Origin of the sequence: Sphingopyxis sp. YR583 (genome assembly GCF_900108295.1) — a bacterium.
Lineage (GTDB): Bacteria > Pseudomonadota > Alphaproteobacteria > Sphingomonadales > Sphingomonadaceae > Sphingopyxis.
Map to the genome: position 1 here is coordinate 1 of NZ_FNWK01000005.1, position 26,035 is coordinate 26,035.

Sequence of the window (26,035 nt, forward strand, 5' to 3'; positions counted from 1 at the left end):
GTAAAGGGCCTCGTCGAAAAACCGCCGGTCGCCGAAGCACCGTCGAACCTGATCATTTCGGGCCGCTATATCCTGCAACCCGAAGTGATGCGCGTTCTCGAAAAACAGGAAAAGGGCGCGGGCGAGGAAATTCAGCTGACCGATGCGATGGCGACGATGATCGGCACCCAGCCCTTTCACGCCGTTACCTTCGACGGTGCGCGTTACGACTGTGGATCGAAGGCCGGATATATTCAGGCCAATCTGGCAGTGGCGCTCGGACGGCCCGACATGGCGGACGAAGTTCGCGCCTTTGCGGTCGATCTGCTGGAGCGCCGCCGGTAACGATCTGCGCCACAATGCAACTTAAATGCAACCCGCTGCCAAATTCGCACAAAACCCCGGCTGGCGCGCGGCGCGATCGGAGGCCACCGACTCAGGAAACGACTCGGCGAGGATATTGCGTTTCTCGCCAAAGGTTTCGGGCACATTAAACTCACGTATATGCGGCACGCTGTGCGATTAGATCGTAGAGACGCACCCGTTGGCACGGCAAAGCCTCCAACCTCAGCACGACGGGGACGGCATCGAGCAGCGCGTGATTTAGTCGCCCGGCATGCTGCTGCGGAACAATCACTTCGCCAATTACACACCCGACCGTGACCATAATGCACCACATTTCCAGCAGTTAGCCGCAGGGCGAGCTGAGCGCGGCAGGCACGCATCACTGAACTGTGGCCTCGGCGGCAGGATATAATCCTACACCCCGAAACGCAAAAGAATCACCCATTCGGCGGCTCGTCTCGAATCGGGACAAGCAGCTCAAAAACGGTCTCTTACGATTCGACTCCCGCGCGCAATGCGTGTAACTATTATGTTACTAATTAAGCAACGGACTGGGGTCGCAACCTTTTCGGGCAGGAGCGCGACTATGCGTAATTTGATTAAACTTACCGCGGCAATCGCGATGGTCGGAGCAAGCGTTCCGGCATCGGCTGCCGTCACCATTTGCCTCGGCGGCGGCTGCGCTGCACAGCCGGGTTCGAACGTTCTGGTCACGGAGGGTGTCCCCGGACTCAATGTCACGGGCACGCTTAACAACGCCCCTGGGACTGTGAACTTTTCGTCGACCGAACAGCTCATCGGCCTCGCTAACGGACAGGCTCGTGTGGGCGCCGTTGACGGCGTCCTCAACAACCCCCTGACCTTCTCGCTGACGGGCGGCTTGATCACCGCACTCGAGTTCAACATCGACGCACTTACCAGCGGCAATGTTATCTTCTCGTTCTCGGGCGGCGATAGCAATGGCCTCGTGACGAGCGCCTACGCCATTGGCCAGAACGGCAGCAACTTCTTCAATGCCTTCAACGGCACCTTCTCGAGCGTCACGATGACCTTTGCTGATGGCGCCACGGTTTCCGATGTCGGCCAATTCCGCCTCAACTCCGCACAGGCTGTTGCGGCTGTGCCTGAGCCGGCCACTTGGGCGCTGATGATGCTCGGCTTCGGCGCGATCGGCTTCTCGGTACGTCGCCGCAAGCAGGACGTCCGCGTCCGCTACGCATAATCGGCTGCCCCCTCGGGGGCAGATTGGCTCGGCATGATTTTGAGGGCACCACCTTCTCTCAATGCCGACGAAGTACCCCCGCCCCGGCAGTTGCATCTGGTCCACGGATGTAACTGCCGGGGACGCTTCGTTTGGGGATATAGTCCCCCGGGGTGATCCGAGCAGCAAATTGTGAGCTACTGGTCGAACGCTTTGGTGCGGAGAATACCGATGCTCGGATCCAAGTATGGCGCGCGCGGACGCCTTCACCCCATCGCGAACACCGGCCAATTCCTACTCCCACTAAACTTCGCCAACTGAATTGGCCGGGTAACTGGATCCCGGCCGCCGTCGCATTGCGATCTGCCCGTCCGGGCGATGCGAATTTGTTTGTTTCCTAGGGGCGAACGGGGGACCCCAACCCGACGCAGAATGGCGCCAACAGGGGCCGCGCGATCCAGAACAGAGAGGCGTGCCGCAGCTATGCCCGCTCGCCGGCGAACCCTCGCTTCCAAACGGGCCAGCTCATAATCCCAGCCTTGCCGCACTCGCCGTCACGCAAACGCAGCGGTAACGGCCGCTCACGCTATCGTTAGACGCATATCCATACTGGAGGCTGGCCGAAAGTCGAGCAGCCAATCTTGCTCATGTTCAGTTCCGACCTGAGGCGCCTTGATAGTGTCTGAATAAGGGGGGGCCGCACACGCGATCGACAAAAAAAAGGGGCGACCAATGGCCGCCCCTCGAAACCCGTGTGGTTTGTTTGTCAGGCGAACTTGAGCACGCCGACCTGACGGCGCCGGCGCATACCAAAGCCGACCGCACCGAAGCCGAGCATCATCAGCGCCCAGGTTGCGGGTTCCGGCACAGCGTTGATGGTGAAGTTGTCGGCCTCGAACGCATTTCCGGTCGAGCTCAGACGGAGCGAAGCAAGGGCCCCGACATCGCTACCCGTGACGTCGAACCGAACAAGCGGATTGAGATTCGGGTCCGTCTGGCTGCCATTCGCCGGGTTAAAAATGTTCGAGCCGGTGAAGCTTGCGAGAACATTGCCGCCGCCATCGAGGAATTCGAGTGTATTGTAGGAGTCTACCGAACCCCAGAGAAAGCTTACATTGAATATGTCGCCGATCGACGACAGATCCAGCACGCCCGATGGGCCATCGGCCGGGCCGACGGTCCAATAGTTGCCGGTGCTTCCAAACGGCTGTGCACGGATACCGTCAAGCGAGCCGCTGGTTACGAGACCGCCCGTTACCGGTGCGGCCGTCTCGAAATTATAGGTCGGGGTCGGGCCCGAATAGGGATTGGTGCCCGGCGTGACGGTTCCCAGCGTGATCGCGGCATTTGCCGCAGCGGGGAGCGCCAGAGCGGCAGCGGAAACCAGCATTAACTTTGTAATAAAAGTACGCATCGTCGGTATCTCCATAGCGGAAACAGGCCGTGCGACTCGCCCTGTCGTGTTAATAGTTACTAATCATTAACTCGATTCGCGCCGTTGGCGAGTCAAAAATCAAAAACATGTCCCGATTCGGGATTCTTGGCGCAATCCGCGGCCATCGCGGTCAATCGGCCGAACCCAATTGGATGAGCGTCGCCGATCGCCATGCGCGCTCCGCCTTCTACAGCAAGAAGCGATGCCTCCCTGCTGATGGAGGAGCTAGCCATACGGCGCGAGTTCGTGGCCGTCCTCGTAACGGCAATTTAACCTCAGCTTACTATTTGAAAGCTCCAGAACGGAATTGCCCAAGGCGGGAGAATTCGCGGTGCTCAATGATGTAGCAGGCGAAAAATCGATCATCGGACCTTTAGGTCGATTGACACGAGCGGATTTGCCTTCTTCAAATACGACGCATTGGACGAGCCGCCGAAAAGCCGAACTGATGGCGGCGATCGACGGCGGCCTCATCGGCCTTGCCGAAGCCTTAGAAGAGTACCGGCTAACTTCGGAGGAGCTTGCCGCTTGGCGAGAAACGGTTGGCCGTGCCGGAATTCCGGGACTCCGGGTTACCCGGCATACGCACGCACTTGCCCCCGGTGACCCGGCTGGGTGAAGACCGCTCCATGATCGCCATGAACCGCAACAATCCGTCCTAGGCGTTTTACGCGATCCGCCAGAGCCTGCGGCGAGATGACTCTCTCGGATCTCGTTCTTTCGTCGCTGGCCACTCCTATATCCACTGCCACTTGTCGGTTACGCAGCGCGGAGGGAGCAGTTGAACCCATCGGTTTGCTGCTCGCTGCGATCAGCGATGTATCGGCGACAATGCAAGTTCAGATGCGCCGCGGTTGCGATGGCGCACTAGTCAGGCAGAAAACGATGGGCAAGTTGATCCAACTCGTCCGGCGTCACCTCGTCGCCCAGCCGCTTATTCAATATTTCGATGCCCGCGTTGACCTCTACCGCGGCCTCGATTTCGCCAAGCCGATCCAGAACCGAAAGCTGCGCGTATAATGCGTCACGTGCAGCGCGTATTGCTATGTCTTTTTCCATCGGCTTCGACCGCCTCCCCAGCCTCGTTATCTGAAAGTCGCCATCTGAAGGACGTTCACCATGTCGTCCAGTAGCAGGCCGACTGGAGGCCCGAAACTCAAAATCAAACTGTCAATATCGCATGCGATGGTCGCGGACCGTGTCGGCCGAAGAGGATCACCTTCGAAAGGCGAGCGGTTCCTATATAGCGGAGACTATATGTCGCAACATACCTTCATCGCCGGGTCAGCGTGTGAGCTAACTCCGGCAGCGCAATATATCCGCATGTCCACCGAGCATCAGCGCTACTCGCCGGACAATCAACGTACAGCGATTGCCGCTTTCGCTGCCCGTCGCGGTTTTGATATTGTAGAGACTTACATAGACGCTGGGCGCAGCGGTCTAACGCTAGCACGGCGCCCGGCCTTGAAGCAGCTTTTCGCAGATGTGCTTTCCGGTCAGGCGAAATTTCGTGCAATTCTGGTTCTTGATGTCAGCCGTTGGGGTAGATTTCAGGATACCGATCAATCGGCGCATTACGAATATATGTGCCGTGCCGCAGGGGTGCAGGTTCATTATTGCACCGAGCCCTTTGACAACGACGGCGACCCTTTGTCGTCAATGATGAAACATATGAAAAGGGTTATGGCCGCCGAATATAGCCGGGAACTGTCGGTGAAAATCTCTCGCGCCCAGCGGCAGCAGGCGGGCTTGGGGTACAAGCAGGGCGGAGATCCCCCCTTGGGGCTAAGGCGCCAGGTCGTGGACGAGAGCGGCGCACCCCGAATGATTTTGGCTCGCGGTCAGCGCAAAGCCCTAAGCACCGACAAGGTTGTCTATGTCCGGGGCCCTGCAAGCGAGATTGCGCTCGTTCGCAATATATTCCGGCTCTTCGTGGAAGAGAAACTCCGCCTCGGGCAGATCGAGAAATGGCTGAACGCTCGAGACAAGCGGCAAGCAAACGGGAAACCGTGGACCACCAGCGCCGTGCGCCGACTACTAATGCAAGATCTCTATGCCGGCCGCTATGTATTTGGAAAGAGATCCAATAACCTCGGCCGACCATCATATACGCCACCGAGTCACTGGGTTACGGCGGACGTGATGGTACCAGTCGTGACGAACGAAATCTTTCGCGCCGCTGAGCGCCGGTTGAAATCCATCACCCGCAGAGTCTATTCGACCGAGGAGATCGAGACCGGGCTCGAGCGCTTGCTTGCAGAAAGAGGCCATTTATCGGGGCGTTTTATTCAACAATGCAGCTATCTGCCGTCGCCGGAGGCTATCGACACCCGATACGGCAGTCTAGCGGCCGCGTTTCGAACGGTCGGCTTCGAAATCCCCTCTCGGATCAAGAAGAACCCGGCCGGCCTTCCCTACTCGGATGATGAACTCCTCAACGATTTGCGTCGGATCTACCAAGACCGGGGTTATTTAAGTGGGCATGCGGTCGACGCCGATTCCAACTCCCCCAGCAAAAAATACTTCGTCCGACGATTTGGTTCTTTGGCGAAGGCGTTCGAACTGGCGGGCGTCGAAGTCACCTCAACGGAAAAGCGACGAGCGGCGATCGCATTTCGCGACGAGAACGGGTTATCCCACAAGCCACCCAAGAAGGCGGCACGCCGAAACCTTGATGGCTCCGCATTCACGGATGACCAGCTTCTGGGTCATCTACGGCGTCTTCTACGGGAACATGGTTATTTGTCCGTGCCACTAATCGACGCGGATCCTGAGGTTCCCGCGAAGAATCTCTTTCGCAGGCGCTTCGGTGGGCTCCGTGCGGCATATGCACGCGTCGGCTTTTTCAGTAGTCAGAGCGATATTGTACGCGCGGCGCATGCGCGGCTCGCTTCATGATTCACGCGATCCTCGTTATGTGGGTTGCAGTATCATGATCCGGGGGCGGCCCAGGGAGGACCGGGCAGTCTAAAAAATAGAACCACCCCCGACTGCCGCGAACAAGTTTTCAAACGAAAGGCCCTGCCCCAAGGCAGAGCCTTTCACACCCCCTTTTGAATACCGAAAGAAAATGTCCTACAAAGCCGGGCGTCGCAGGCTAGGACATGTAAGGCGGACAAGGTACCAGCCACTCGCCCACATAGCCTTGATCTATGTTATCAGATAACTAACCGAAGTGAATGTAGGGTGGTGCTCAAATCCAACCGCATGGGCCCAGGACCGGGGCCGGTGACGTCGATCGATCGTTAAGTGGGAGACATGTTCGTGGATGCGGTCGAACTTTCATTCCAGGCTCTCTCTCGGTGTGACGAGATTTTTGCGAAGAACCATATGTGGGAAAATGTCCGCGCTGCGATGTTCCCGATGATCGAACAGAGCAATGACATCCGCGACGCTATCGTCGTCGACGATGAAACCGCGGCCAAGTTTGTGGTTTCTGTCCTTGCAAGATATGTGGAGCGACAGCTCGCGACGGGTAATTTCCACTGCCATCGCGGTACACTTGGTATCCACGGACAGAACCTTCGAGAGATCGCTGAAACGGCTTTGCGCTATCTGGAGGAGCATAAAGCGATTTCGCACGACAGCTATCTAATGAAAATGAAGCATCTCAACGAGGTGGTGTCGACGGCAAGCCGTTCACAAAATATCGCGCCGACCGGGCGTGCAGACGTCGCCGGATCTTAAATTCAAGCCATTCCGAATCTCATTGCCCTTCGCGCTTCCGGGGTGCGGTGTCATGGGACGGCGCGAGCAGACTGATCCCTCTCAAACCGTCCCGCTATATCAGCGGCATTTCAGTTCGCCGCGATCGATTGCTCGCCCGAGCAAGGCTCCGCCTGCAGCGCCGATGATCGTCCCGACCGTGCGATCACGCCCGCCATCAAGTTCGCGGCCAACAAGGGCGCCGACAGCGCCGCCGATGATAAGGCCGGTGGTTCCGTTGTCGCGGCGGCAATGGTAGCGACCATCGTCAGCGCGCCAGATGCGGTCGCCGCGCGAGAGTTTGCGCGGCTCGTAATAGCGGCCGTAACTGTCATACAAGCCCCGGTCCTTCGCGCGTTTGCCATGCGCGGGCGCCCAAGGCGGCGGGTCCGCCAGAGCCGGCGGGCTCGGGATAGCGACGGCCACAAGAACCGCAGCAGCAAGAAGCTTCTTCATGGCAAATTCTCCTACTGTGTGAGGCCATATTGAATCGCGAGTCCGAACGATCGCTGAACGATCAATTCAGCAATGGACATGCTATCCTATCTGGCCTGATGCGGAATGTCAGCTTATGGACTCCCACATACGAAACCAGACCACCGTTCCTATTCGCGCAGATAAGTCTTGACCGCCTCCGTCATGAAACGGACGTTAGCTGCCCGTCTGCTTTCGAAGGTGGTGACTCAGTTTGCAATGCGGGGTTAGGTAAGTTTTCGATTGACATGCTTTTGCCGAGCAAGCTGCAAATCGCTTGCCCGGCACGCTCGAACAGGCCCATAGTCAAACCGCTCGCGCCCATGCCTTCTCGGGAAATAGGGCTGAAGACGCATCACCTGCTCATTCGTCAGCCAGATCAAATCGTTGAAATTCGAGCTCCTCCGCGGCTGCCTGAACATTGCCTCCACCCGAAATAAATCGGTTCTGACCCTAGCGGCCTAGAGCTCAGACTGTCCCAATATGATTTAGGATAGGACTTGGATTACGCGGCATAGCATAGTAAAATCAACGGTAAGGGGGAACAGCGATGAATGCGTGCTTAGCTAAGCCGGTGTTTATGCTTGTTGCGACGTTTGCGGCCGCGCCGTCCGCCGCCGAAGAGACGTTCTGGTCTGCCTCCGCCCGAGCTGGGGTTGCTTCAAACGATTACCGCGCGAGCCTCGCGCACAACGACGCCACAACATTGGCTGAGCCTCCGCTCAAGGAGCACACGCCCGCGACCAACGACGAGACCCCGCTTCCCGACAGGGCAATTATCTCGATCGGCCCACAGGCCGTCGCGGGCGGAAATCCACGTTACGCGGTGCGAGCAAACGTCGCAGGTTCGGCATTGGTCGTCTCCTTTTCGTCAAGTCCAACGCAGACGTTCCGGCCAACGGGAGCATCGCCGTTTCTTTTGCCGACCACCGGACGCCTTACGGGCGCATTCGGCTGGCGGAGGGATCCCATGCATGGAGCGGCTCGTTTCCACGCCGGCGTCGATCTTGCATCTCAGGCCGGTTCTCCTATCAGAGCGACCCAGAGCGGGTCGGTGGCGAGCGCCGGCTGGTCAGGAAATTATGGGTATATGGTTGTTCTGGACCATGGGAACGGCGTGGAGACACGCTACGCTCATATGTCCGCAATCAGTGTCGAAGCTGGTCGGTCCGTGCAGCAGGGAGACGTCATCGGATTAGTCGGTTCCAGCGGCCGGTCGACGGGTCCGCACGTCCATTACGAAGTCAGGATAGACGGGCTGGCGACCAATCCCCTGCCCCGCTAAGCGGGTTATCCGGGCGACGCCTCTTGCTCGGCACTCATGATCTCAGTCATCCAAAATATCATCGATTCTGGACCACTATAGGGGGCAGATCAACTACTTCCCACACGCGTAGCAAAGGGCGCATTGCCCGAGGCAATTTCGATCATCCAAGACTCTGTTTCGGAATTCGAAGTCTCATCGTATCCGGAAGACTTTAGGCTGTCTGCCGGGCAAGATCAGACGGCGATCAGGGTTACCCAGAAGCCAGCAGCAATGGCCAATCCGTAAGGGACTTCCCACCCCTTGAGGATATGCCTTCTACCGGCATGTTTACCAACTTGTCGCCCGACAAGCATCGCCAGCAGCAGGGCCAAGCCGGCAGCGGACGTCCATCCGAGCAGTGTAAGCGGCCCGGCAGCGGGCGCCGCCGGCACGGCGCAGGCGGCGGCCGCATAGAATTTGGCGTCGCCGCCTCCGATCATGCCCAACCGGAACAAGAGCATGCCGAGAATCAGCGCAACCACGGCATGGAACAGTGCCCACGGCAACAGTTCCACCCCCTGCGTCGCTATCAACCCCGAGGCTCCGGCAATTGCAAAGACGGCGCAAAGCCAGTTAGGCAAGCGCCTTGAAGTAAGGTCGAACCATGCTCCCAGCGCCGCAAGCATCAGCGCCAGCCACCATTCGATGTCGGGCATCACTCACCCAACGTCGCAGTGATCGGATGGACTTTTGCCGCGGGGACCATCGCCAGACGTTCGCCTTTGCCATTCCGATCGGTTGCTTCTGGAGTTGCTTCAGCATCACGATAGATCACCGCCATAGCCGGAGCCCGGCCCGGCGCCGATCGGACCAGGACTTCGGCGCGCGAAATGCGCCGGGCTTGTCCGGTCAGGGCTTCCCGAACGTCAACGCGAGATGGGTTTGTAGGCATCGCGAGCGCCTGTCGTTCCGACGCCCGAGCTTCGCGCTCCCGCGCGAGCAGAACCTGCCCCTGCAACCGCAGCAGGTTGGCAGCGAATTTCGAATTGTCCGGATCATTCTCGATTGCGGCGCGGAAATAACGTTCGGCGAGGTCGACACGCCCCAGCTTGGCGTAGGCCACGGCTAGACCGTTGTTGGCCTCGCCACGCGCCGAAGGGTCGACCAGCGCGATACGGAATGAGGCGACGGCAGCCGAAATATTGCCGGCCCGCAGAAACCGCTTGCCTTCATCGAGAGTGCCCGACGTGTTTCCCACAAGCGCGCCTTGTTTGGGGCCGACGGCCGGCCGGTCTTTGAACATCCAACTGGTCAACGGAAACGACTGACAACCACTCAAAACTGCGGTTGCGCCGAATATCGCAACCAATCTGATGGACTTTTTCATGTCACCCTCCCCCTGTAAGAGCCGGAACCATTTCCCGAACGATACGCACCGCACCAGGCAGCATCAGTACGCCGACCATTGTCGGCAGCATGCAAACCACAAGCGGGATCGAAATGAGCACGGGCAAACGATGCGCCTTTTCTTCAGCCCGCAGTCGTCGTTTTTCGCGCATCTCATCAGCATAAACACGAAGCGTTTCACCGATGCTTGTCCCCAGCTTGTCGGACTGGATCAGCAGGGTAGCGAAGCTTCGCACTTCCTCCACACCGCTTCTGTCACCCATTTTTCGCAGTGCTTCGTCGCGCGGCGCTCCCGCCCGCAATTGCAACGTCGCACCGGAAAGCAAGGCCGAAACCAAAGGATGCGAATGCAGCATCTCGCGTCCAACGCGGTCCATTGCAGCCTCAAGGCCAAGTCCGGCCTCTACACAGACCAGCATGAGATCAAGGCAGTCGGGAAAGCCGTTGGTTATGGCCTCCCGCCGCCGGTCGGCGCGCGCGGTCACGAAAAGGTTTGGAAAATACAAGCCCAACAGCGCCAGAGCGGAACCGAACAGGTAAAGCCTGAAAAACGACAGTTCGTTCCCGCCCGCACTCGCCAGCAGAACATAGATTGTCGGCAAAAGCAGCACCAGGACGAGACGAGCGAGCGTGAACAGCTTCGGTGCCGCCGGGGAGGTAAATCCCGCCGCGATCATTTTCTCGCGCAGTTGATCGCCTTTAGTATCGGCCAGATTCAGGCCCGCCTTCTCGATCTGTGCAGCCAGTTTCGTCCATCCGTCATCCCTGTGGTCCTGCAATCGCGTGCTTCTTTCGGACGGCTGCGATTGGGCGATCGCCTTGATGCCTGACCTCAACACCGCGCGCCGTGTTGCGATGCGTATGACCGCAATTACCAAAAACACCGCGAGCATGAACACCAGCAGCAGGAAAGCGCTCCGCGCAACCAGATTTGTGGCGAGAAAATCTATCATATCAGACCTTGACGTTCACCATGCGCCGGATGGCAACCACCCCCATTGCATACCACACCAGCATTAGGGGAAAGCCGATGTAGAAGATCGGATCACCCGCTACATCGAGATAGAATGACGGGTTCAGAATGAAGAGCATGACGAATGTAAAAATCGGCAGGCCTGTCAGCATCAGTCCGGTCATCCGACCCTCCGACGATAGCGCGCGAACCTTGAGGTATAGCGAGGCGCGCTCGCGAATGACCTTGGATAGATTATCGAGGATCTCAGCAAGGTTGCCGCCCGTTTCATTCTGCACCGACAATGATACGACGAACATTCTGAGGTCATCGAGGTCCCACCGCTCTGCCATATCGTTCAAAGCGTGCGTCAGATCAGCACCGTAAGCGATTTCGTCGGTCACCAATCCGAACTCCGAACCTATCGGGTCTTCCATTTCCTGAGTCAGAAGTTCGAGCGCGCCGGCAATCGGGTGACCCGAGCGGAGTGAACGGACAAAGATATCAAGGGCTACGGGAAATTGTTCCTGCATCCGTTTGCGCCGCCTCTGGGCAAGGAGCGAAATCACCATCAGTGGCACTCCGACGGCAGCGGCGGCAGCAAATGCGAGGATCAACTGGATGACGCCCGATGTAATCGGATAGGCCGCACTCCATACCGCCATGGTCACGATCAGCACCAGAATTGCGAACAGCGCGGCCATGCCCGTAGATACTTGCCAAGCTGTCCAAGGCACTGCGGCCATCGACAAGTTGCGGCGGAAGCTGAAATAGAATCTGCCCCAGGGGTTTGCCGCATCACCCAGCAACAATGGATCATTTTTGCGCAGAATGTTAACGAGGTTCTCGCGCGTCGTGCCGCTGGCGATCATCTTCAACCGCTTGTTGACGGCGCCGACATGAGCACGCCGCTCGATGGATGTACGCAGCACCACCTGCATAATCAGGAAAACAAACGCAAAGATCGCCAGCAGCACCAGAAATCTGGCGACTTCCCCGCCGATCACCGGCTTTCTCCAAGCTTCAGCGATGGACGAAACAGATCGCTCGGCAGGTCGATGCCATGATCGGTCGCATCCTGGAGGAACTTCGGTCTAATGCCGGTGGCCTCGAAATGGCCAAGTACGTCGCCGGAGTCCGAACGGCCCGCCAGTTTGAAGCGGAAGATATCTTGCATGGTTATGGTCTGTCCTTCCATCCCCGCTACTTCGGACAGGCTGAGAAGGCGTCTGCGACCATCGGCCTGTCGACCGATCTGGATTACGACGTTAATTGCGGAAGCGATCTGCGCGCGAGCGGACGTTGGCGAAATTTCAATGCCGCTCATACCGATCATCTGCTCGACACGTGACAAGGCGTCACGCGCCGTATTGGCGTGAACGGTCGTCATGGACCCGTCGTGACCCGTGTTCATCGCCTGGAGCATGTCGAATGCCTCACCGGCACGCACCTCGCCCACGATGATTCGGTCCGGTCGCATTCGCAACGCGTTCTTTACAAGGTCCCGCTGGGTAATCTCGCCGCGCCCTTCGATGTTCGGCGGCCGGGTTTCCAAACGCGCAACATGCTCTTGCTGAAGCTGCAATTCGGCTGAATCTTCGATGGTGACGATACGTTCGCGCCCGTCAATGAACGAGGAGAGCGCGTTCAGCAACGTGGTCTTGCCCGAACCCGTGCCGCCGGAAATGAGCACGTTGCGACGCGAACGTACGATCGCCGACATCACCTCGGCCACTTCAGCCGGCACGCTGCCAAGTTCTATGAGCCGCGCCATGCCGATGCGCTGCTTGGCAAACTTGCGGATCGACAACAATGATCCGTCGATTGCCAGCGGCGCAACGATGGCATTCACACGCGACCCGTCGGCGAGCCGTGCGTCCACGAAGGGGGACGACTCATCTACTCGTCTCCCGACCGCGCTAACAATTTTCTGGATGATACGCAGCAGGTGTCGTTCATCCTGAAAGCGCGTCGGAGCCTTCTCGAGCAGCCCGAAGCGCTCCACGAAAACCGTCTTGTGCCCATTGACCAATATGTCTGTGATCGACTCGTCTGCGAGCAGCGGCTCCAGCGGCCCAAGTCCCAGCAGTTCGTCGAGCACTTCACCGACAAGACGCTCACGCTCGCGTGCATTCAGCGCGGCGTCCTCTTCGATCAGCAGCGAGAGGACGATATCGCCCACTTCCTCCTGGATCTGCTCGCGCGAGAGCTTGTCGAGCAGACCAAGATTGATCCGGTCCAGCAGCTTGCGGTGGATCGCGCTTTTCAGCCCAAGGAAGCGGTCGGCCTCGGTATCAACCGCGTTGCCGAATATGGGTTGAATCAATCCGGTTCCGCTCGCGGACTCGCTGCGATTGCCTGCCTTGGCCTTTCCGATCTGCCACATCAGGCGAGGCTCCTCGTCTCAAGTTTTCGGCGCAATGCATCGGCAAGCTTGTCGACATCCGCAGCATAGGGACTCTTCGTCCGAACTTCGTGCACGAGCAGCCCCTGATCCTGGGCTGCGCCGAGATTCTGGGTATCGGCATGGATCGCGCACAGGACGTCATGCCCCAGTGCTTCCTCCACATCGGCCAGTCTGATCGACCCAAAGAGCCGGCGCTCGACGCGATTCACGACGATGGAGATAGCCTGCCGATCGATCCCCACGCTGCGCAGAAGGTCCAGTCGCCGCTTTGCCTGGCGAAGACTCTCCAGATTCTGTTCAACAATCATGACGATCGCACCAGCATCGGCCAACATCGACAGGCTCCAGTTGGTGAGTGCCATCGGCAGGTCCATCAACACGACGTCATAGGATCGCCGTGCAAGTTCGATGGCTTTGTGCAATTGCTCGCTGTCGATGGACTCCAAGGGGCCAATATCTTGCGGGGCGGCGACCAGCGACACCCCGCTGCTATGCCGTTCCACGACCGACTGAAGCATGGCCTGATCTATGCGGATCCCGGCGTCGAGCAAATCGGTCAGGCAGCGGCGCGGACGCAATCCCAAGACCTCCGCCGCCCGACCAGATTGAATGTCGAGATCGAACAAGCAAACACCCGTTCCTTCTTCAGTCAGCTTTGCCGCCAAATGGGTCGCAAGCGTTGTCGCGCCGGAAGCCCCCGGCGTTCGCGCCACCGCCACCAGAGGCGAAAGGACGGTCGGCGCGCCGGCTTGCGCCGCTCGCGCTTCCATCACCGAGACGGATGCCTGCAACAGTTCCTTTGACGAAAATGGCAAGGACACAACGTCGGCGACACCCTCGCGCAGCAGCGTGCGCACCAAACTGACATTTGCGCTTTCCAGCGCCACCACTTGCGGCAAGTCGGGCCGAAGCTGACGCACCCACTCGATCCGTTGCATCGACTCCGGAACTGCAGGATCTATCTGCACAACCAATATGCCAGCGCCCGCCAAATGCGCAGCAGTAATTGCATCCTTCAGACCCAATGGAACCAACGCCGCATCACGAAGCCGAGGCATGGCGCTGTCTGCAGTCAGGGTATCAATATGCTCGCTGGCGGCAATGACCGTCAGTGGCGCGGGAAGTTGCAAACGCTGTTCCTTTCCGGGGTGCGAAGGGTGGTCTGGGCGCCCCATGTCAATTCGAACCTGCTCCGTCCCCGTCTTCCATCGTCAGCGTATAGGAAAAATCGGGGAGACTGATATTGCCGCCGAAGAGCAGAATCGGCGAGAAGTTCAAGTCGGTTAGTCTTACCGTGACCAGCGGCGAGATGTCCATGCCGTCAGGATTGCCCGCAAAACCGAGGCCGGAGCCACGGTATTCGACGACAAGATTGTCCGATTGGATTGCCGGCATGATCTGCTGCATGCGGGCCAGCAGGTTGGTGAAGGCGGTCGCGTTGCGGGTGGTCCCGGGATGGGGGCTGGTGCCGACACAATTAGTCTGGTTACAGACCAGAGAGCCCAACGCACCGGCGGGAATCCGGTCGCCTTGCGTCAGCGTCGCTCCGCCCACGGATGTGCCGACATAACTCGCGGTGGACAGGCTCTGCGCCACCGGATCGGTCACCACCGCCATGCGCGCGCCGATCTGTGTCGCCTTCTCGCCGCGGTTCACCTCATAGAGGAACCGCCCCGCGTCGATCAGGCCGATGAAGAACAGCAGGAAAAGCGGCAGGATCAACGCAAACTCCGCCGCGCTGGCACCCCGCCCATCGCGCGCGATGCGGCCAAGGAAGCCTAGCACCTTCATATGCCCATCGCCGCTGCTTGCTGGCTGGCATTCAGGGAGAAGGTCGAATCGATTACCCCCAACCCGCCGAACAGCGCGTTGTAGTCGACGCTTGCGGAGATGGTAATCCGCGGCGGATTTCCCTTGTCCCTGTAAACGCCTAGATTGGAAAGGTCATGCGGATCGCAAGCCACGTCGATCTGGATGTCGGCAGCCGCCCAGCCGGGCACCCGCGGCGAGCCGCCGGAGATTGCTCCCGTTCGGGTGATTTCGCGAATAGCGGCAATTGCCCCCGCATCGACAATCGGGGTGGTTCCGTTGCAACCGATCGCAGTGAAGGGTTGGCGGCTAGCAAAGCGAGCACCGTCGCGAACCCCTTTCACCACCTGATGCTCGTTATAGAAATAATAGCCAAGTTCGACCGAGCCAAACAGCAGCACAACGAGAAAAGGAAGGATCAGCGCCATCTCGGCGGCCACCGCGCCGCGCTTGCAGGACAAAAGGGAAGGACGCGGCATCATTTGACAAGGTGCGGCACGTCACGGCGGATTACCGAACCTGCCGTCTCGCCCGCCGCCCCCGACGTCGTTTCGCCGACGATTTCGACGTAAATCTGATCCTTCTTGGTCCTGCTCCCCCGATCCAGTGAAGGCTCCACCAGAAACACGTCAATCCAGCGCCGCACCGGCACCCCGGTCGAATTACCCCGGACATTGTTCCCGACGCAGTTGACCACCGCAACGGACAGGCGCCGGCGATCCGCGGTCGTCGCGGTCGGGGTCGACGAGGCACCGCACTGCGGCCGCCCATAGGAGCTAAGGGATCCGCTGATGGCCCGCGAGCCAAGCACTACTTGTCCGTCAACCGGACTGCCCGCTAGCGCAGCGCCGATCTCCCACTTGTAGACCTCGTAGCGCGTCGCGCTGGCCGACAGGCCGGTATTCGTCCGCCAGCGGGACGTTCCGTCGCCGTTCGTCCACGCCGGATAGTTGGTCCGGAAATAGGCGTCACGATCCCAGGCGCCGTTGCCAAAGGGGCCGCCCGCGCATGAACCGTTCTCCGAAACAGCATGGCACATGTCGCGTGGGTGCCCCATGACCGTCGGTGTCTGATTTAATGGAAGTGGGTTGTTGGGATCGACAGGCTGATAGGCCCCGCTTGGCCAGCGCCAGCCTTGATTGTGAAGCTTGCAGGCTTGATTCCCGCTGAAGCTGTTCGGATGAACCGCGTCCTTCACGCTATTGACCGATGCCGGGCAGTTGCCACCGCTCGGGCAGGCACCATCGTAGATATCGAAGCGCATGTTGATCGCGTCGGCGACGCTGGCGACATTGCCCGGCTCGCTGTCAATCGTCGTATTGCCCGATTGAGAAATGCAGGTGCCCGGCGTCGAATCCCACGCAAACGCCTTCATCAGGTCGGGCGTGCCACCGCCCGTGCCGGGAAAGGTGTCGACAAACCCAAAATTTCCCGGAGCCCAACTGCTCCCCCCGCCGCCCTTGGCAAGCAGGCCGACGCCTTTATAGGAATTGGCGTCGAAGTCGGCGTTAACATTACCGCTCGGGGGTTCGCTGGGATTACACAGCATCAGCGGAGGCGTCCGGCAAAGCGCGGAACCAACGCCGGCCACCGCCTGCGCGAAGATATCGCCTCGCAACGCGCCGACCACCGGCGTCAGGGCATAATTCGCGGTGCGGGTATTCACCTGCACGCAAACGAAAGCCGCTTGGGCAAACGCCGTTTCCGCCAGCGCACCCGCAGCTCCGCAAGTTTCGGCCTGCGCCTGGTTGGCGTAGAAACGCACTGTCAGGTCGGACACGTCCCGTCCCTGTCCGTCGTTGGCGAAACGACTTTCGTTACCGATTAAGAGCGTTGCGGCCGCGTTGCCACGGCTTATCGCGCCCGCTCGCCGGTCGAGTTGCGTCGCGGCCGCGAGTGCCGCCTGGTCTGCGGCATTCTGCAGTTCGGTGTCCATCGCCGCCAGGCGAGCATAATCGAACGCAATACCTGCCACCGCGACCAGCGCCGGCAGCGCCAGCGCATAGAGCGCAGCGGCGGCCGCGGTTTCGTTACGCCAAAAGCTGGACTGGCTGCGCTTCATTTCCGGCTCGCTCATCGCTACCGCTCAAACGTCATTCCGGCCCGGATTCCGCGCCCGCGTTGGTCGTGCGGATGCTGTCGGGCTGCTTCACGGCGTCTGTACGATAACGCTCGATCGCCTTTTGCGCCGTGTCGCCGCTGGATGTCATCGGCGCATCATATACCGGGTCCGGGTCTATAACCTGCGCCATCATCGTCTGCCGGTTGGCTTCGCCGAACTGCGAATCCCCCGGCTGTTCATGGATCGAGGGGATGCTGGCGCAGCTCCCGATCAGCGGCAGCAGCGCCAGGCAGGCCAGCTTGCGCATGGGTTCAATAATCATAGTCGCCCTCCTTCGACAGGGGCTTCGGATCATAGGCTTCGCCGAGCAGCACCGACGAGGCCGCATCTGGATCCGCCACGCGGTCGGTTGGCATCCGCACCTGATCGGGTCGGATCGGCTGCACCAGCCGCGGCGTGACCACAATCAGCAGCTCGGTTTCTCCCTTCTGGAACTCGGTCGAGCGGAACAGCGAGCCGATGATAGGAATGCTGCCAAGCAGTGGAACCTGGTTGATGGTGGTGCGGAAATCACGCTGCAAAAGGCCGGCGATCGCAAAGCTCTCCCCGTCGCGCAATTCCATCGTGGTGCTCGCCCTGCGGGTCTGCAGGCCCGGAATGGAAATACCGTTGAGCTGGATCGACGCCGCCGGATCGATCGAGCTGACCTCCGGCTCAACCTTGAGGTTGATGGTCCGGTCACCCAGCACAGTCGGGGTGAAGCCCAGGCTGACCCCGAACGGCTTGAACTCGACGGTCACGCTTCCGATGCTACCCTCGCCGCCGCCACCCGAGCGGCCCGACTGCACTACCGGGATCGGAAATTCGCCGCCAGCAAGGAATGAGGCCTTTTCGCCCGACAGGGCGATCAGCGTCGGTTCGGCCAGCGTCTTGGCAAAGCCCTTGCTCTCAAGCGCGTTGAGATAAGCCTCAAAATCAATACCGAGTAGACTGAAGGTATCGCCGAAGATGCCAAAGCCATTGGCAACGCTCCCTACACGGAGCAGTGCGCTGCCATCCGCGGGATCCGGCGTCAGCGACGATCCAGGTCCCGTCACGCCGCGAAACGACCCGTCGTTCATAAAGGCGCGCACGCCGATATCCTCGCCAACGCTACGCTTTACTTCGGCGAATTTCACCTCGAGCATGACCTGTTGGCTGGCGCCGAGCCCTATCATGTTGACGACTTTCTCGCCCGCATAGGTCCGCGCGAGCTGGACGGCGCGGTCGATCATGCCGGGATCGTTGGCAAGTCCGGTCAGGACCAGCGAGTCGCCCGAAATCTGTGCATCGATCTTTGCGTCAGGGATCAGCCGGGCAACCTGCTGGCGAAATCCGTCCGCATCGGGTCCGACCGCGACATCCATCACCACCAGCACGCGCCCGCCGGCATCATAGAGTGTCAGGCTGGTCGTGCCCATGCCCTTTCCGAGCACATAGACCGAGCGGTCGGTTAGCGGCACGATGTCGGCAATCGTGGAGCTTCCCACCATCGCCTTGGCGATCGCGCGGTCGGCGGTAACGATCTGGCTCTTATTGATCGGCACTTCCAGCGTGCCGCCGTGCAGGCCGCCATCGGCCGATTGCGCCGAGGCGGGCGCGGTTGCGCAGGCCAAGGCCAGCGGCAGCGCCATCTGAATGGCGCAGCGGAAGAGATTAATAGCCATAGCGCTGCACCCCCACGAAGCTAGTTTCGGTCCCGCGAACGACGGTCATGCCGGGGCCGCTGGGCCGTGGCGGCGCCATCACCTGTTTCGGAGGCGCCGCCACGGCGTCGCCCCGCATCGGCGGCGCGGGCGACCCGGCGCTCCGCTTCGCGGGAATGAAAAGGCCGCCGCCAAGTTCACGGCTGGTAACAGCGCGCCGCGCGCCCATTCCTGGATCTTCTACGTTGCGCAGGGCCAGGCTGAGCCGCCCGATCTGGGTAGCAAGCGCGATCCGCTGCGCGCCTTCGGGATGGACCATCAATGTCGCGGTCTTGCTTTCGGTGGCGTTGGTATTCTGTTCGCCAGTGCGCAGATCGACCGCCAGCACCTGGACATTGTCCAGCACCACGGTGGTCATCTTGTCATCGTTGGACGACCCGTCACCGGGGATCTGCCGCGTCAGCAGCACGTCGACGACATCGCCGGGCGTAACAAAACCGGCCACGCCGCTGACGGCGTCGATCGGCACGGTGACGGCGCGCATGTCGGGCGGGATATTGGCCGACAGCACCGCGCGTTTGGAAATTCGTGATAGCAGGATGGGCTCGCCCCGCGCGATCGGACGGATGGCGACCTTGCCCTCAGCCAGCAACCGCTGCGCCTCGCCATCGCGATAGGCGCCCTGCGGCACCGAATCGGCAGGCCAGGAAACCAGCCGGACATTGGCGCTCGAAATTGCGGTGCCGAAAGCCAGGTCCTGATCGGCAACAGCGATGCGCGTCAGAACGCGTTCCTCCGTCACCTGCTCCTGCTGTCGCTCGACCCCGCTGAACCAGGCGTTCGCAAAATAAACCGCGATGAGGCCGAACAATACGGCCGCGCCGATAATAAGCAGATTGCGCCGTTCCATGCCGCCCCCATAGTGAAACGATCCGCAGCCAAGGGCCCACCCCGCGTGACACGAGGTGGGCCTATACAGGCTGAGCTACATATTAGGCGCAGGCTGTGGACGTACCTTCACGTACGCATTCGCCGGCATCGCTAAGGGCTTCGCCGATTGCACCGCCAAGAGTGATGGCGCCTGCAACGATTGCGACGCCAAGAACGGCGAGAATCAGCGCATATTCGGCCGCCGAAGCGCCCGATTCGTCCGCAAGGAACGTCTTCAGAAAGGTCTTCATGTTACATATCCCCCAATGGGTCCCGTTCCCTCCCCCCGGAGGTCACGGAAATGACACCTAGGCTCCGGCCTCGATTTCCGGCTGGCCCGCTGCTTGGGATGATGTCTTTCGGAAAACCGGTGCGACCCGTGATGATCCGGCTTTGCACTGGACTCCGAAAAGCAGCCCCCCTTGCAAGCCCGGTCATCTTTTCCCGAATTGCAACGACAGTCAATCGCAAATGCAACCAGCCGCGATTGCGTTCCGTAATGGCACTTTATAAAGCAACGGAGTTAACCCAGCTTGCATTCCGGCTCCTCCCGGCCGACAGCGGCCCGAAGCGCGATGCGCGTCAGTCCAGTTGATCGGAAGTTGACCCAGCGTCCGAAGGCGAAAAATGGCGAAATCGCGCGCGATTCGTTTCACATGAGGCAACCGTCGCGCGATCGATTTACATATGGGAGGCACGATCCGGTTCTGATGTCACAGGCTGCGAAACTTTCAGGCTTAAAGGCGGTTTTGCACCGCGCGGGAAAACGTCTGGGCGACCGGTCGCGCGGTTTCGTGCTTGTTATCCAACGGCGCATCGAGACCGCGATTCCGTTTTGGTTGCTTCTGTTCGGCATTGCTGCGGCAGTGCGAGTCGGTTCGGCCGCCGGGCCGAGTCGCACCGCAAATGATCATGTTCAGCTTTTTATGTTCTATGGTCTGATCGCCCTTGCCCCGATTGCGGGATATCGCATTGCCATGGCCGCTTTCCCCTCCAATCTTTTGCCCGAACCGACCGGCATTCGCCTGGCCTTTTATGGTCGCTGGCGACGGCTCGATCCGCTTGCCGCCCGCGCGCATCCAGCCTTCGGCCCGTTCGGTTTCATGGCGTCGCTGCTGCTCGGCATGTTGCTCAACGTTCCCGTACGCAGCTTCGAATTCCTGCTGGCCGTTCCTGCGGTAAGCCAGCACGGCCCAGCCTGGGCTACGACCATTTTCCATATGATGGCGTTCGACGTGATCGCGATGAACTTTCTGTACGCAGCCTGCTTCGTGGCGGCTCTGCGTTCGATTCCGCTGTTTCCACGCATGTTGCTGCTCGCCTGGTCGATGGACCTGCTGTTGCAAGTGGCGATCGCGTATCGGGTCTCCGACGCTCCGCATCTGCCCGCGCCGATCGCCGCGGCGCTGGGCGAACTGCTCAGCGGCAATGTCACTAAGGTGCTGATCAGCATGGCGATCTGGATACCTTATCTGCTGCTTTCGGAGCGGGTCAATGTCACCTATCGCTCGCGGGTCGCGGCGGACTAGGAAGGCTTTTGGGGGAAATCATTGTTATGTCGGGACCGGCCTCTTCACTTCGCCGCGGCCTTACAGAAGATCGCGCCATTCTGACCGGGGGCCTGATCATCTGGGCCCTGTTCATGGGCCTGCTGGCAACGAAGGGGGTCAACGGGTTCAGACCGGTCGGCGTTATCGCAAACCTGATCCTGTATCTCTCGGCCTTGCTGTTCGCCGTCGTGGTCGTGATCGCGGCCCGGCTGTGGCGGCATCGCCCTGACCGTCCGCTGGCTTTTCTTGGTCAGCTGTTCACGACGGACGATCTTGGCGTCAGGCTCGCTCGCGGCGCGCCGATGCTGATCGCGCTGGCTGTATTCATGCCCGCCTTCTCGGCCATGAAAGGCGCCATACCGCTTTTCAACGCCTATGTCTGGGACGATAGCTGGATCGCGCTCGACCGGGCGCTGCACGGCGCCGACGCCTGGAGGTTGCTGCAACCGATCGTCGGCTATCCGATCGTGAGTTCCGCGCTTTCCATTCTTTATCATCTATGGATTCTGCTGATCTATGCCGGTGGTATCTGGTTCTGCTTTTTCGTGGACGATCGCAAACTGCGCGCCCGCTTCCTGATCTCCTATTTCGCATGCTGGACCCTGATCGGCGTGGTCATGGCGACGGCGCTGGCTTCAGTCGGCCCTTGCTTTCTGGCGCCGATGCTGGGCGATTCAAGGTTCGAGGAACAGATGGCATATCTGCGGCACGCCAACACCCATTTCCCAATAATGGTGCTGCAGGTGCAGGACCAGCTCGCCGCATGGCATCAGGCCGGAAACGAAGGGCTGGGCAGAGGCATCAGCGCGATGCCGTCGATGCACGTATCGCTGGCTTTCTTGTTCTTTCTCGCGATGCGGCATGTTTCAAGGCGTGCAGGCCTGTTCTTCGGCACCTTCTTTGTCGCCATCCTGATCGGTTCGGTTCATCTGGCCTACCACTATGCCGTTGACGGTTACGTCTCGATCGCGGTCACAGGCTTGCTATGGGTCCTCGCGGGCCAATTTGTGCGGCGCAGTGCCGCGGCAGGCCAACGGTCGCCGGCAATGGCCTAGGCAGCGGGGATTCGGCGCAGCAGTTTTCGGGCAACAATCAACGGGACCACGACCGAAAGCGCGATTCCGCCGAGCGAACAGAGGGCGATCCAGATCGCCATCCAGGTGCCTCCCGCTTCGTACATCGCGAAAAGCACGGGCACGGCGAGGATAAGCCCGCGAACCTCGTTCAAGACGAGCAGCACCGCTCCAGCCTTCAGGGCAAGGCCGACGAAAGAGGAAAGCGTCTGGGTCATGTCGGCGATTTGCCGCAAATTGGTTAGAATTTGATAAACCCGGAAAGAGGTTGGCCGTTCTGCTTTGCGATCAAAAGGAAAGGCGCCAGTGGACTGAGGCGGAAGCACATCGAAGCGATCCGAAACCGCCGAATGATATTGCAAGTTTACCTCTGGTTGCTTTTGGCCGATATTGCCGCCGTCGAGAAAGGGGCGTTGAGCGTTGACAGAGCCGAAAACGGAATTCGGAGCCATCGCGTTCTACTTCGCGTTTGGGATCGCAATGACGGCCCTCCTGTGCGTCTCGTACCTGACGCTGGTGCCCGACAGTCTCACTGCCCGGGACCGTTTTCGTAAGTCCGTCAGTGTCGATTTGCTTCCCCCTACTCCTTTCAAGCACGAGGAGGCGGCGCAGTTGCGTGCCGATGCCGCCGCCCTGCCGACGGACGCCAGCCACATTTTCGCCAGAACGGAAATTCCGACTGGCGCGGGGCATGATGCCCGTTCCACGCATCCCGCCGACCTGGTGCGCGTCAAGTTCGACCTGTCCGATCCCTATTCATGGGCCGGCGAAGGCGGTTCGGCGATCGATATGCGCAAAGAACTGCGCGTCAACGGTGTGGATATCGGCCCTGCCGCGATTCGAGTCAGCGAAGATTCAACGCTGTCCATCGCACGCGACAAGCTGAATGAAATTCTGGTCAGGCTCGGTCGCAACGATGTGGCCCGACGGCTTGGCGGACCCCGTTCCGGTGGGTTCGTCAGCTTCGAAGAGATCCGTCGTCGGGGCGTGGAGGTACGTTATGACGCGCCGTCCGATCGTGTCGTGCTGGCTATTTGAGGAGCGGATGCACATCGCTTGATACCCTGATCGACCAATCCCCAAGCGTTTCCGGGTTGCTTCTTTACTGATACTTTACGGCTTTCGTTACAGATTCCGTTTCACGATGGAGAAACGGCGATGACGATTGGAGCAAGACTTGAAACGAGCGATGTCGCCAACCTGCGCGGCTATCCTCGGCACCTGCTGCATCTTTCGATAACGACCTCCAAGCCAAATGGGCCATCGGCTCAAGCTCTGATCCATAACATCTCGGAAACCGGTCTCTTGCTGGAGAGCAGCGCAAATTTGGAGATCGGCGAAACCCTTGCGATTCTCTTGCCTCATCGCGAGGCGACAACCGCGGTCGTGATGTGGGCCAGCGACGGGCTCTCGGGATGCAAGTTCACGACACCGCTGAGCCGCTCGGCACTCAGTGCTGCGCTGCTGCAAAGCGCGCCCGCGCATGACGGGCAGTTCGCTCAGCGGCCAACCCATGCCGGCCATGGAGAAGGGACGCCCGGTTCTGCCGAGGCTTTAGAGACATTCGGTTCGAGGCTGCGGCGGCTGAGGCTGGCCCGAAGCTTCACCCTGACTGCCCTCGCGAAAGCCGTTGGCGTGAGCAAGCCGACATTATGGAAGTGGGAAAATGACGACGTGCGTCCGCGCCAAAAATCGTTGGATAGGCTGCGCGCTACACTTGGCGTGTCCGAGCGTGAGCTGTTGACGGGAAAATGGGTGACGGTAGAGCAACCCGTCACCGTTCCGATCACACCGTCGCTCCCCTCCTCGTTAGCCGGAACCGTAGAGGAATGCAAAGAGCGCATCGCTGAATTAGCGGGAACACATGCGAATAATGTTACAATCACACTTCGCTATTGACCCAAGCCGCAAAGCCGAACGTGTCCGAATCGGGACCTAAATCTGAATGGTAATCGCAATATTGTCCGCGTCGGTTCCTGCAGCGTCGGCAATTTGTTCCTTGCAAGCGCTGATCACCTCGCTCAATCGCTGCGAAGATGCATGGACTGGCCTTGGCTTTACTTCCTGTCCGTCCCCCCGACCAAATATTAGTTCTTTCTCCGACACTCCAAGGATAGAGGCGACCGCTTCGATCGATCTCTGACGTGGACGCACCACGCCACTTTCCCACTTCCATACCGTTGGTTTGCTCACCCCCACCAGACGCGCAAAGGATAGAAGCCCTATACGGCGTTGCTCACGCAGTCCCCGCAATCTTGCCCCAAAGGCAACCTGATGCGGAAAAGGGTCGCGGATCGTTTCAGTTTGGTACTTGCCTTGCATGCTCGCTTGCCCTTCGTGAAGGGCTGTGTTTTACCAATTATGCAACAACGTTACCTGATCAGCTCGTCAGGTTTCGCAAAATGCAGCCTGATAACTCGGCTGTGCAATCGGTTTCGCCTTCGCCGAAGCCGCCTAAGCGGGGATTTGGCCGGTGGCAGAGGGAGATAGGCAGCTATTCAGGCTTCGATCCGAGCTCGAGCGAGGGCATGGTTCGTGGATTGCAGTGCTGGTAACCTATGCTTTCGGCGCAGTAATTCTCTTCGCGCTGGTGCAGTTCCTAATTCTTTTCGAGCGTTACGACACTGATGCTCATCGCGCTGGCTTGTATGCGCAGGATACCGCGGCCACCGCGCAACTTCTTCACGGGTTGAACAGCGGGGTGTCTCGGGACGAGATGATCGAAGCCATCTCGCGCTACGAGGTGCGCTACGTTGGCGATCCGGCCGTCGGCATGGCACGTCCCGACGCATTGGCTTCCCGCGATGCTCCAACCGCGCTTTTGGAAGCACATCGGCAAGGAAAGTCGCGCACGACCATCATCGCGCTTGCAAAGGCGTGGGCCGACGCTGAAATGGCGGCCGCCGCGAGAGCCAATCAACATCTGGAGCGGTCAAACCTTGCGGTAAAGGGCTATGCGGCACTGCTAGGCGTCGCCGTGATTCTTTGTGTATTCGTCGGTGGTTTGCTCTTCTTGAGACGATCGCGGCACCTTGAGCATTTGCTTCAGCAGTGGGCTGTGGAACTTGACGAGGTCGATGCTTCCAGACGGCTATTCTTTGCGAAAGCCAGCCACGAACTCCGCACTCCCGTAACAGCGATCAGGGGCGAGGCCGAGATGGCGCTGGCAGATGCAGAGGACATCGAGGCGATCCGTCAATCGCTCGAGCACATCAACGCGACCGCGAAATTCCTTAATCACCGAATCGAGGAGATGATTGGTATCGCGCGTGCATCCGACGGAAAATTACACCTAGACGCTGCACGTGTTGATCTGCGCACCATCGCAGAAGACGCGGTAGCGGATGCCAGTTCTTTCGCCGCGTCGGTTTCCGTTTCGATCCAGATAACCATGCCTAACAGCCCTGTCGATGTTGTCGGCGACGCCATCTGGCTGAAAAGGGCGCTTCTCGCAGTGATAGAGAACGCTCTGAAATTTTCTCCGATGGGCGGACAAGTGACCCTTACTCTTGCAGAGAACAACGGAATGGCCGAGATCACCGTGACTGACAACGGTCCAGGGGTCATGCCCGATGAGTTGCCGTTGCTTTTCGACGCCTATTATCAAACCGACGCTGGTAAAGCGCGTGGCGGTAGCGGCTTGGGCCTCGCGATGACACGATGGGTCGCCGAACAGCACAACGGTCGCGCCATTGCCCGTAACATCGGATCGTGGCGCCGCCCCGATGGCTGCGCCGTGACGGTCGCAATCAAGCTGGAGCGAGCATAGTGAATG

29 protein-coding genes are annotated in these 26,035 nt (G+C 59.7%); 11 read left to right on the top strand and 18 right to left on the bottom strand.

The annotated features are described in order from the left end of the window. Positions 1 to 324: sugar phosphate nucleotidyltransferase (locus tag BLW56_RS18855; RefSeq protein ID WP_256203691.1), on the top strand; the 324-nt coding region annotated here is incomplete at its 5' end. Positions 325 to 910: 586 nt separating this feature from the next. Beyond that, on the top strand, positions 911 to 1,546 hold the full coding sequence (locus BLW56_RS18860; protein ID WP_256203692.1) for a PEPxxWA-CTERM sorting domain-containing protein: 636 nt from the start codon (positions 911 to 913) through the stop codon (positions 1,544 to 1,546). A gap of 745 nt (positions 1,547 to 2,291) precedes the next feature. Here the strand turns inward: BLW56_RS18860 and BLW56_RS18865 are convergent. Beyond that, a complete protein-coding gene (locus BLW56_RS18865) occupies positions 2,292 to 2,915 on the bottom strand; it encodes an Npun_F0296 family exosortase-dependent surface protein (RefSeq protein ID WP_177176039.1) in 624 nt (207 codons plus the stop codon). A gap of 352 nt (positions 2,916 to 3,267) precedes the next feature. Here BLW56_RS18865 and BLW56_RS18870 point away from each other — a divergent pair, with 352 nt between their 5' ends. Further along, positions 3,268 to 3,579, top strand: a complete 312-nt coding sequence (locus tag BLW56_RS18870; protein ID WP_256203693.1) for a DUF1153 domain-containing protein — start codon at positions 3,268 to 3,270, stop codon at positions 3,577 to 3,579. Between the two features lie 248 nt (positions 3,580 to 3,827). Here the strand turns inward: BLW56_RS18870 and BLW56_RS20465 are convergent, their stop codons facing one another. Continuing rightward, complete coding sequence (locus BLW56_RS20465) at positions 3,828 to 4,019, bottom strand: hypothetical protein (RefSeq protein WP_143043515.1); 192 nt, start codon at positions 4,017 to 4,019, stop codon at positions 3,828 to 3,830. 198 nt (positions 4,020 to 4,217) lie between these two features. Here BLW56_RS20465 and BLW56_RS18880 point away from each other — a divergent pair, with 198 nt between their 5' ends. Both BLW56_RS18880 and BLW56_RS18885 read left to right on the top strand, forming a co-directional pair. Continuing rightward, entirely contained in the window at positions 4,218 to 5,858 is a 1,641-nt protein-coding gene (locus tag BLW56_RS18880; RefSeq protein WP_177176040.1) for a recombinase family protein, read from the top strand. A gap of 366 nt (positions 5,859 to 6,224) precedes the next feature. Beyond that, positions 6,225 to 6,647, top strand: a complete 423-nt coding sequence (locus BLW56_RS18885; RefSeq protein WP_143043516.1) for a hypothetical protein — start codon at positions 6,225 to 6,227, stop codon at positions 6,645 to 6,647. 99 nt (positions 6,648 to 6,746) lie between these two features. Here BLW56_RS18885 and BLW56_RS18890 read toward each other — a convergent pair whose 3' ends face one another. Next, positions 6,747 to 7,121: a glycine zipper 2TM domain-containing protein gene (locus tag BLW56_RS18890; protein WP_093512656.1), complete on the bottom strand. Its 375-nt coding sequence runs from the start codon at positions 7,119 to 7,121 to the stop codon at positions 6,747 to 6,749. A gap of 988 nt (positions 7,122 to 8,109) precedes the next feature. On the opposite strand from BLW56_RS18890, the gene BLW56_RS21075 reads away from it, so the two are divergent. Next, positions 8,110 to 8,424: a M23 family metallopeptidase gene (locus tag BLW56_RS21075; protein WP_371262260.1), complete on the top strand. Its 315-nt coding sequence runs from the start codon at positions 8,110 to 8,112 to the stop codon at positions 8,422 to 8,424. Between the two features lie 215 nt (positions 8,425 to 8,639). Here BLW56_RS21075 and BLW56_RS18900 read toward each other — a convergent pair whose 3' ends face one another. The 13 genes from BLW56_RS18900 to BLW56_RS18960 form a co-directional block, all read right to left on the bottom strand. Further along, positions 8,640 to 9,101, bottom strand: coding sequence for a prepilin peptidase (locus tag BLW56_RS18900; RefSeq protein WP_093512660.1), 462 nt, complete (start codon positions 9,099 to 9,101; stop codon positions 8,640 to 8,642). After that, positions 9,101 to 9,772 carry a tetratricopeptide repeat protein gene (locus BLW56_RS18905; protein ID WP_093512662.1) on the bottom strand — a complete coding sequence of 224 codons (672 nt, stop codon included), beginning with the start codon at positions 9,770 to 9,772 and terminating at the stop codon, positions 9,101 to 9,103. Before BLW56_RS18905 ends, BLW56_RS18900 begins: the two co-directional genes overlap by 1 nt. A 1-nt stretch (position 9,773) precedes the next feature. After that, positions 9,774 to 10,745 (bottom strand): type II secretion system F family protein, encoded by a 972-nt coding sequence (locus BLW56_RS18910; protein ID WP_093512664.1) that lies wholly within the window; start codon positions 10,743 to 10,745, stop codon positions 9,774 to 9,776. A 1-nt stretch (position 10,746) separates the two neighbouring features. Beyond that, the gene (locus BLW56_RS18915; RefSeq protein ID WP_256203694.1) at positions 10,747 to 11,751 is read right to left on the bottom strand and encodes a type II secretion system F family protein; all 1,005 of its coding nucleotides are present in this window, start codon (positions 11,749 to 11,751) and stop codon (positions 10,747 to 10,749) included. Next, positions 11,748 to 13,130: a CpaF family protein gene (locus BLW56_RS18920; protein ID WP_093512666.1), complete on the bottom strand. Its 1,383-nt coding sequence runs from the start codon at positions 13,128 to 13,130 to the stop codon at positions 11,748 to 11,750. Before BLW56_RS18920 ends, BLW56_RS18915 begins: the two co-directional genes overlap by 4 nt. Then, positions 13,130 to 14,281: an AAA family ATPase gene (locus tag BLW56_RS18925; protein ID WP_177176041.1), complete on the bottom strand. Its 1,152-nt coding sequence runs from the start codon at positions 14,279 to 14,281 to the stop codon at positions 13,130 to 13,132. Before BLW56_RS18925 ends, BLW56_RS18920 begins: the two co-directional genes overlap by 1 nt. Before the next feature lie 46 nt (positions 14,282 to 14,327). Continuing rightward, positions 14,328 to 14,942, bottom strand: coding sequence for a TadE/TadG family type IV pilus assembly protein (locus BLW56_RS18930; protein ID WP_093512670.1), 615 nt, complete (start codon positions 14,940 to 14,942; stop codon positions 14,328 to 14,330). Further along, on the bottom strand, positions 14,939 to 15,439 hold the full coding sequence (locus BLW56_RS18935; RefSeq protein ID WP_177176042.1) for a TadE/TadG family type IV pilus assembly protein: 501 nt from the start codon (positions 15,437 to 15,439) through the stop codon (positions 14,939 to 14,941). The genes BLW56_RS18930 and BLW56_RS18935 overlap by 4 nt, the downstream gene beginning before the upstream one ends. Continuing rightward, a complete protein-coding gene (locus tag BLW56_RS18940; protein WP_256203695.1) occupies positions 15,439 to 17,037 on the bottom strand; it encodes a pilus assembly protein TadG-related protein in 1,599 nt (532 codons plus the stop codon). The genes BLW56_RS18935 and BLW56_RS18940 overlap by 1 nt, the downstream gene beginning before the upstream one ends. A gap of 16 nt (positions 17,038 to 17,053) precedes the next feature. Continuing rightward, on the bottom strand, positions 17,054 to 17,329 hold the full coding sequence (locus tag BLW56_RS18945; protein ID WP_093512674.1) for a hypothetical protein: 276 nt from the start codon (positions 17,327 to 17,329) through the stop codon (positions 17,054 to 17,056). Between the two features lie 4 nt (positions 17,330 to 17,333). Continuing rightward, positions 17,334 to 18,728: a type II and III secretion system protein family protein gene (locus BLW56_RS18950; RefSeq protein WP_093512675.1), complete on the bottom strand. Its 1,395-nt coding sequence runs from the start codon at positions 18,726 to 18,728 to the stop codon at positions 17,334 to 17,336. Continuing rightward, positions 18,718 to 19,617, bottom strand: a complete 900-nt coding sequence (gene cpaB, locus BLW56_RS18955) for a Flp pilus assembly protein CpaB (protein WP_093512677.1) — start codon at positions 19,615 to 19,617, stop codon at positions 18,718 to 18,720. Before cpaB ends, BLW56_RS18950 begins: the two co-directional genes overlap by 11 nt. Positions 19,618 to 19,699: 82 nt before the next feature. Beyond that, entirely contained in the window at positions 19,700 to 19,888 is a 189-nt protein-coding gene (locus BLW56_RS18960) for a Flp family type IVb pilin (RefSeq protein WP_093512680.1), read from the bottom strand. A gap of 351 nt (positions 19,889 to 20,239) precedes the next feature. On the opposite strand from BLW56_RS18960, the gene BLW56_RS18965 reads away from it, so the two are divergent. Beyond that, the gene (locus BLW56_RS18965) at positions 20,240 to 21,166 is read left to right on the top strand and encodes a DUF2569 family protein (protein WP_177176043.1); all 927 of its coding nucleotides are present in this window, start codon (positions 20,240 to 20,242) and stop codon (positions 21,164 to 21,166) included. A 26-nt stretch (positions 21,167 to 21,192) separates the two neighbouring features. Next, positions 21,193 to 22,242, top strand: a complete 1,050-nt coding sequence (locus BLW56_RS18970) for a phosphatase PAP2 family protein (RefSeq protein ID WP_093512683.1) — start codon at positions 21,193 to 21,195, stop codon at positions 22,240 to 22,242. Here BLW56_RS18970 and BLW56_RS18975 read toward each other — a convergent pair. Then, positions 22,239 to 22,712: a hypothetical protein gene (locus BLW56_RS18975; protein ID WP_093512685.1), complete on the bottom strand. Its 474-nt coding sequence runs from the start codon at positions 22,710 to 22,712 to the stop codon at positions 22,239 to 22,241. The two genes, BLW56_RS18970 and BLW56_RS18975, sit on opposite strands and share 4 nt — an antisense overlap. A 28-nt stretch (positions 22,713 to 22,740) precedes the next feature. Here BLW56_RS18975 and BLW56_RS18980 point away from each other — a divergent pair, with 28 nt between their 5' ends. Both BLW56_RS18980 and BLW56_RS18985 read left to right on the top strand, forming a co-directional pair. Next, positions 22,741 to 23,298, top strand: coding sequence for a hypothetical protein (locus BLW56_RS18980; protein ID WP_218140561.1), 558 nt, complete (start codon positions 22,741 to 22,743; stop codon positions 23,296 to 23,298). Positions 23,299 to 23,418: 120 nt separating this feature from the next. Beyond that, positions 23,419 to 24,159 carry a helix-turn-helix domain-containing protein gene (locus tag BLW56_RS18985; RefSeq protein WP_093512689.1) on the top strand — a complete coding sequence of 247 codons (741 nt, stop codon included), beginning with the start codon at positions 23,419 to 23,421 and terminating at the stop codon, positions 24,157 to 24,159. A 36-nt stretch (positions 24,160 to 24,195) separates the two neighbouring features. Here the strand turns inward: BLW56_RS18985 and BLW56_RS18990 are convergent, their stop codons facing one another. Next, a complete protein-coding gene (locus tag BLW56_RS18990; RefSeq protein ID WP_093512690.1) occupies positions 24,196 to 24,582 on the bottom strand; it encodes a helix-turn-helix domain-containing protein in 387 nt (128 codons plus the stop codon). A gap of 223 nt (positions 24,583 to 24,805) precedes the next feature. Between BLW56_RS18990 and BLW56_RS18995 the strand changes: the two genes are divergently transcribed. After that, entirely contained in the window at positions 24,806 to 26,029 is a 1,224-nt protein-coding gene (locus BLW56_RS18995) for a sensor histidine kinase (protein ID WP_143043519.1), read from the top strand. The last annotated feature ends 6 nt before the right edge of the window (positions 26,030 to 26,035 follow it).

Excerpts from the sequence above, each read along its gene's own strand:
- BLW56_RS18860 (WP_256203692.1), top strand. The coding sequence starts at position 911 with ATGCGTAATTTGATTAAACTTACCGCGGCAATCGCGATGGTCGGAGCA.
- BLW56_RS18865 (WP_177176039.1), bottom strand. The coding sequence starts at position 2,915 with ATGCTGGTTTCCGCTGCCGCTCTGGCGCTCCCCGCTGCGGCAAATGCC.
- BLW56_RS20465 (WP_143043515.1), bottom strand. The coding sequence starts at position 4,019 with ATGGAAAAAGACATAGCAATACGCGCTGCACGTGACGCATTATACGCG.
- BLW56_RS18880 (WP_177176040.1), top strand. The coding sequence starts at position 4,218 with ATGTCGCAACATACCTTCATCGCCGGGTCAGCGTGTGAGCTAACTCCG.
- BLW56_RS18890 (WP_093512656.1), bottom strand. The coding sequence starts at position 7,121 with ATGAAGAAGCTTCTTGCTGCTGCGGTTCTTGTGGCCGTCGCTATCCCG.
- BLW56_RS21075 (WP_371262260.1), top strand. The coding sequence starts at position 8,110 with ATGCATGGAGCGGCTCGTTTCCACGCCGGCGTCGATCTTGCATCTCAG.
- BLW56_RS18900 (WP_093512660.1), bottom strand. The coding sequence starts at position 9,101 with ATGCCCGACATCGAATGGTGGCTGGCGCTGATGCTTGCGGCGCTGGGA.
- BLW56_RS18905 (WP_093512662.1), bottom strand. The coding sequence starts at position 9,772 with ATGAAAAAGTCCATCAGATTGGTTGCGATATTCGGCGCAACCGCAGTT.
- BLW56_RS18910 (WP_093512664.1), bottom strand. The coding sequence starts at position 10,745 with ATGATAGATTTTCTCGCCACAAATCTGGTTGCGCGGAGCGCTTTCCTG.
- BLW56_RS18920 (WP_093512666.1), bottom strand. The coding sequence starts at position 13,130 with ATGTGGCAGATCGGAAAGGCCAAGGCAGGCAATCGCAGCGAGTCCGCG.
- BLW56_RS18930 (WP_093512670.1), bottom strand. The coding sequence starts at position 14,942 with ATGAAGGTGCTAGGCTTCCTTGGCCGCATCGCGCGCGATGGGCGGGGT.
- BLW56_RS18935 (WP_177176042.1), bottom strand. The coding sequence starts at position 15,439 with ATGCCGCGTCCTTCCCTTTTGTCCTGCAAGCGCGGCGCGGTGGCCGCC.
- BLW56_RS18940 (WP_256203695.1), bottom strand. The coding sequence starts at position 17,037 with ATGAGCGAGCCGGAAATGAAGCGCAGCCAGTCCAGCTTTTGGCGTAAC.
- BLW56_RS18945 (WP_093512674.1), bottom strand. The coding sequence starts at position 17,329 with ATGCGCAAGCTGGCCTGCCTGGCGCTGCTGCCGCTGATCGGGAGCTGC.
- BLW56_RS18950 (WP_093512675.1), bottom strand. The coding sequence starts at position 18,728 with ATGGCTATTAATCTCTTCCGCTGCGCCATTCAGATGGCGCTGCCGCTG.
- cpaB (WP_093512677.1), bottom strand. The coding sequence starts at position 19,617 with ATGGAACGGCGCAATCTGCTTATTATCGGCGCGGCCGTATTGTTCGGC.
- BLW56_RS18960 (WP_093512680.1), bottom strand. The coding sequence starts at position 19,888 with ATGAAGACCTTTCTGAAGACGTTCCTTGCGGACGAATCGGGCGCTTCG.
- BLW56_RS18970 (WP_093512683.1), top strand. The coding sequence starts at position 21,193 with ATGTCGGGACCGGCCTCTTCACTTCGCCGCGGCCTTACAGAAGATCGC.
- BLW56_RS18975 (WP_093512685.1), bottom strand. The coding sequence starts at position 22,712 with ATGGCTCCGAATTCCGTTTTCGGCTCTGTCAACGCTCAACGCCCCTTT.
- BLW56_RS18980 (WP_218140561.1), top strand. The coding sequence starts at position 22,741 with ATGACGGCCCTCCTGTGCGTCTCGTACCTGACGCTGGTGCCCGACAGT.
- BLW56_RS18985 (WP_093512689.1), top strand. The coding sequence starts at position 23,419 with ATGACGATTGGAGCAAGACTTGAAACGAGCGATGTCGCCAACCTGCGC.
- BLW56_RS18990 (WP_093512690.1), bottom strand. The coding sequence starts at position 24,582 with ATGCAAGGCAAGTACCAAACTGAAACGATCCGCGACCCTTTTCCGCAT.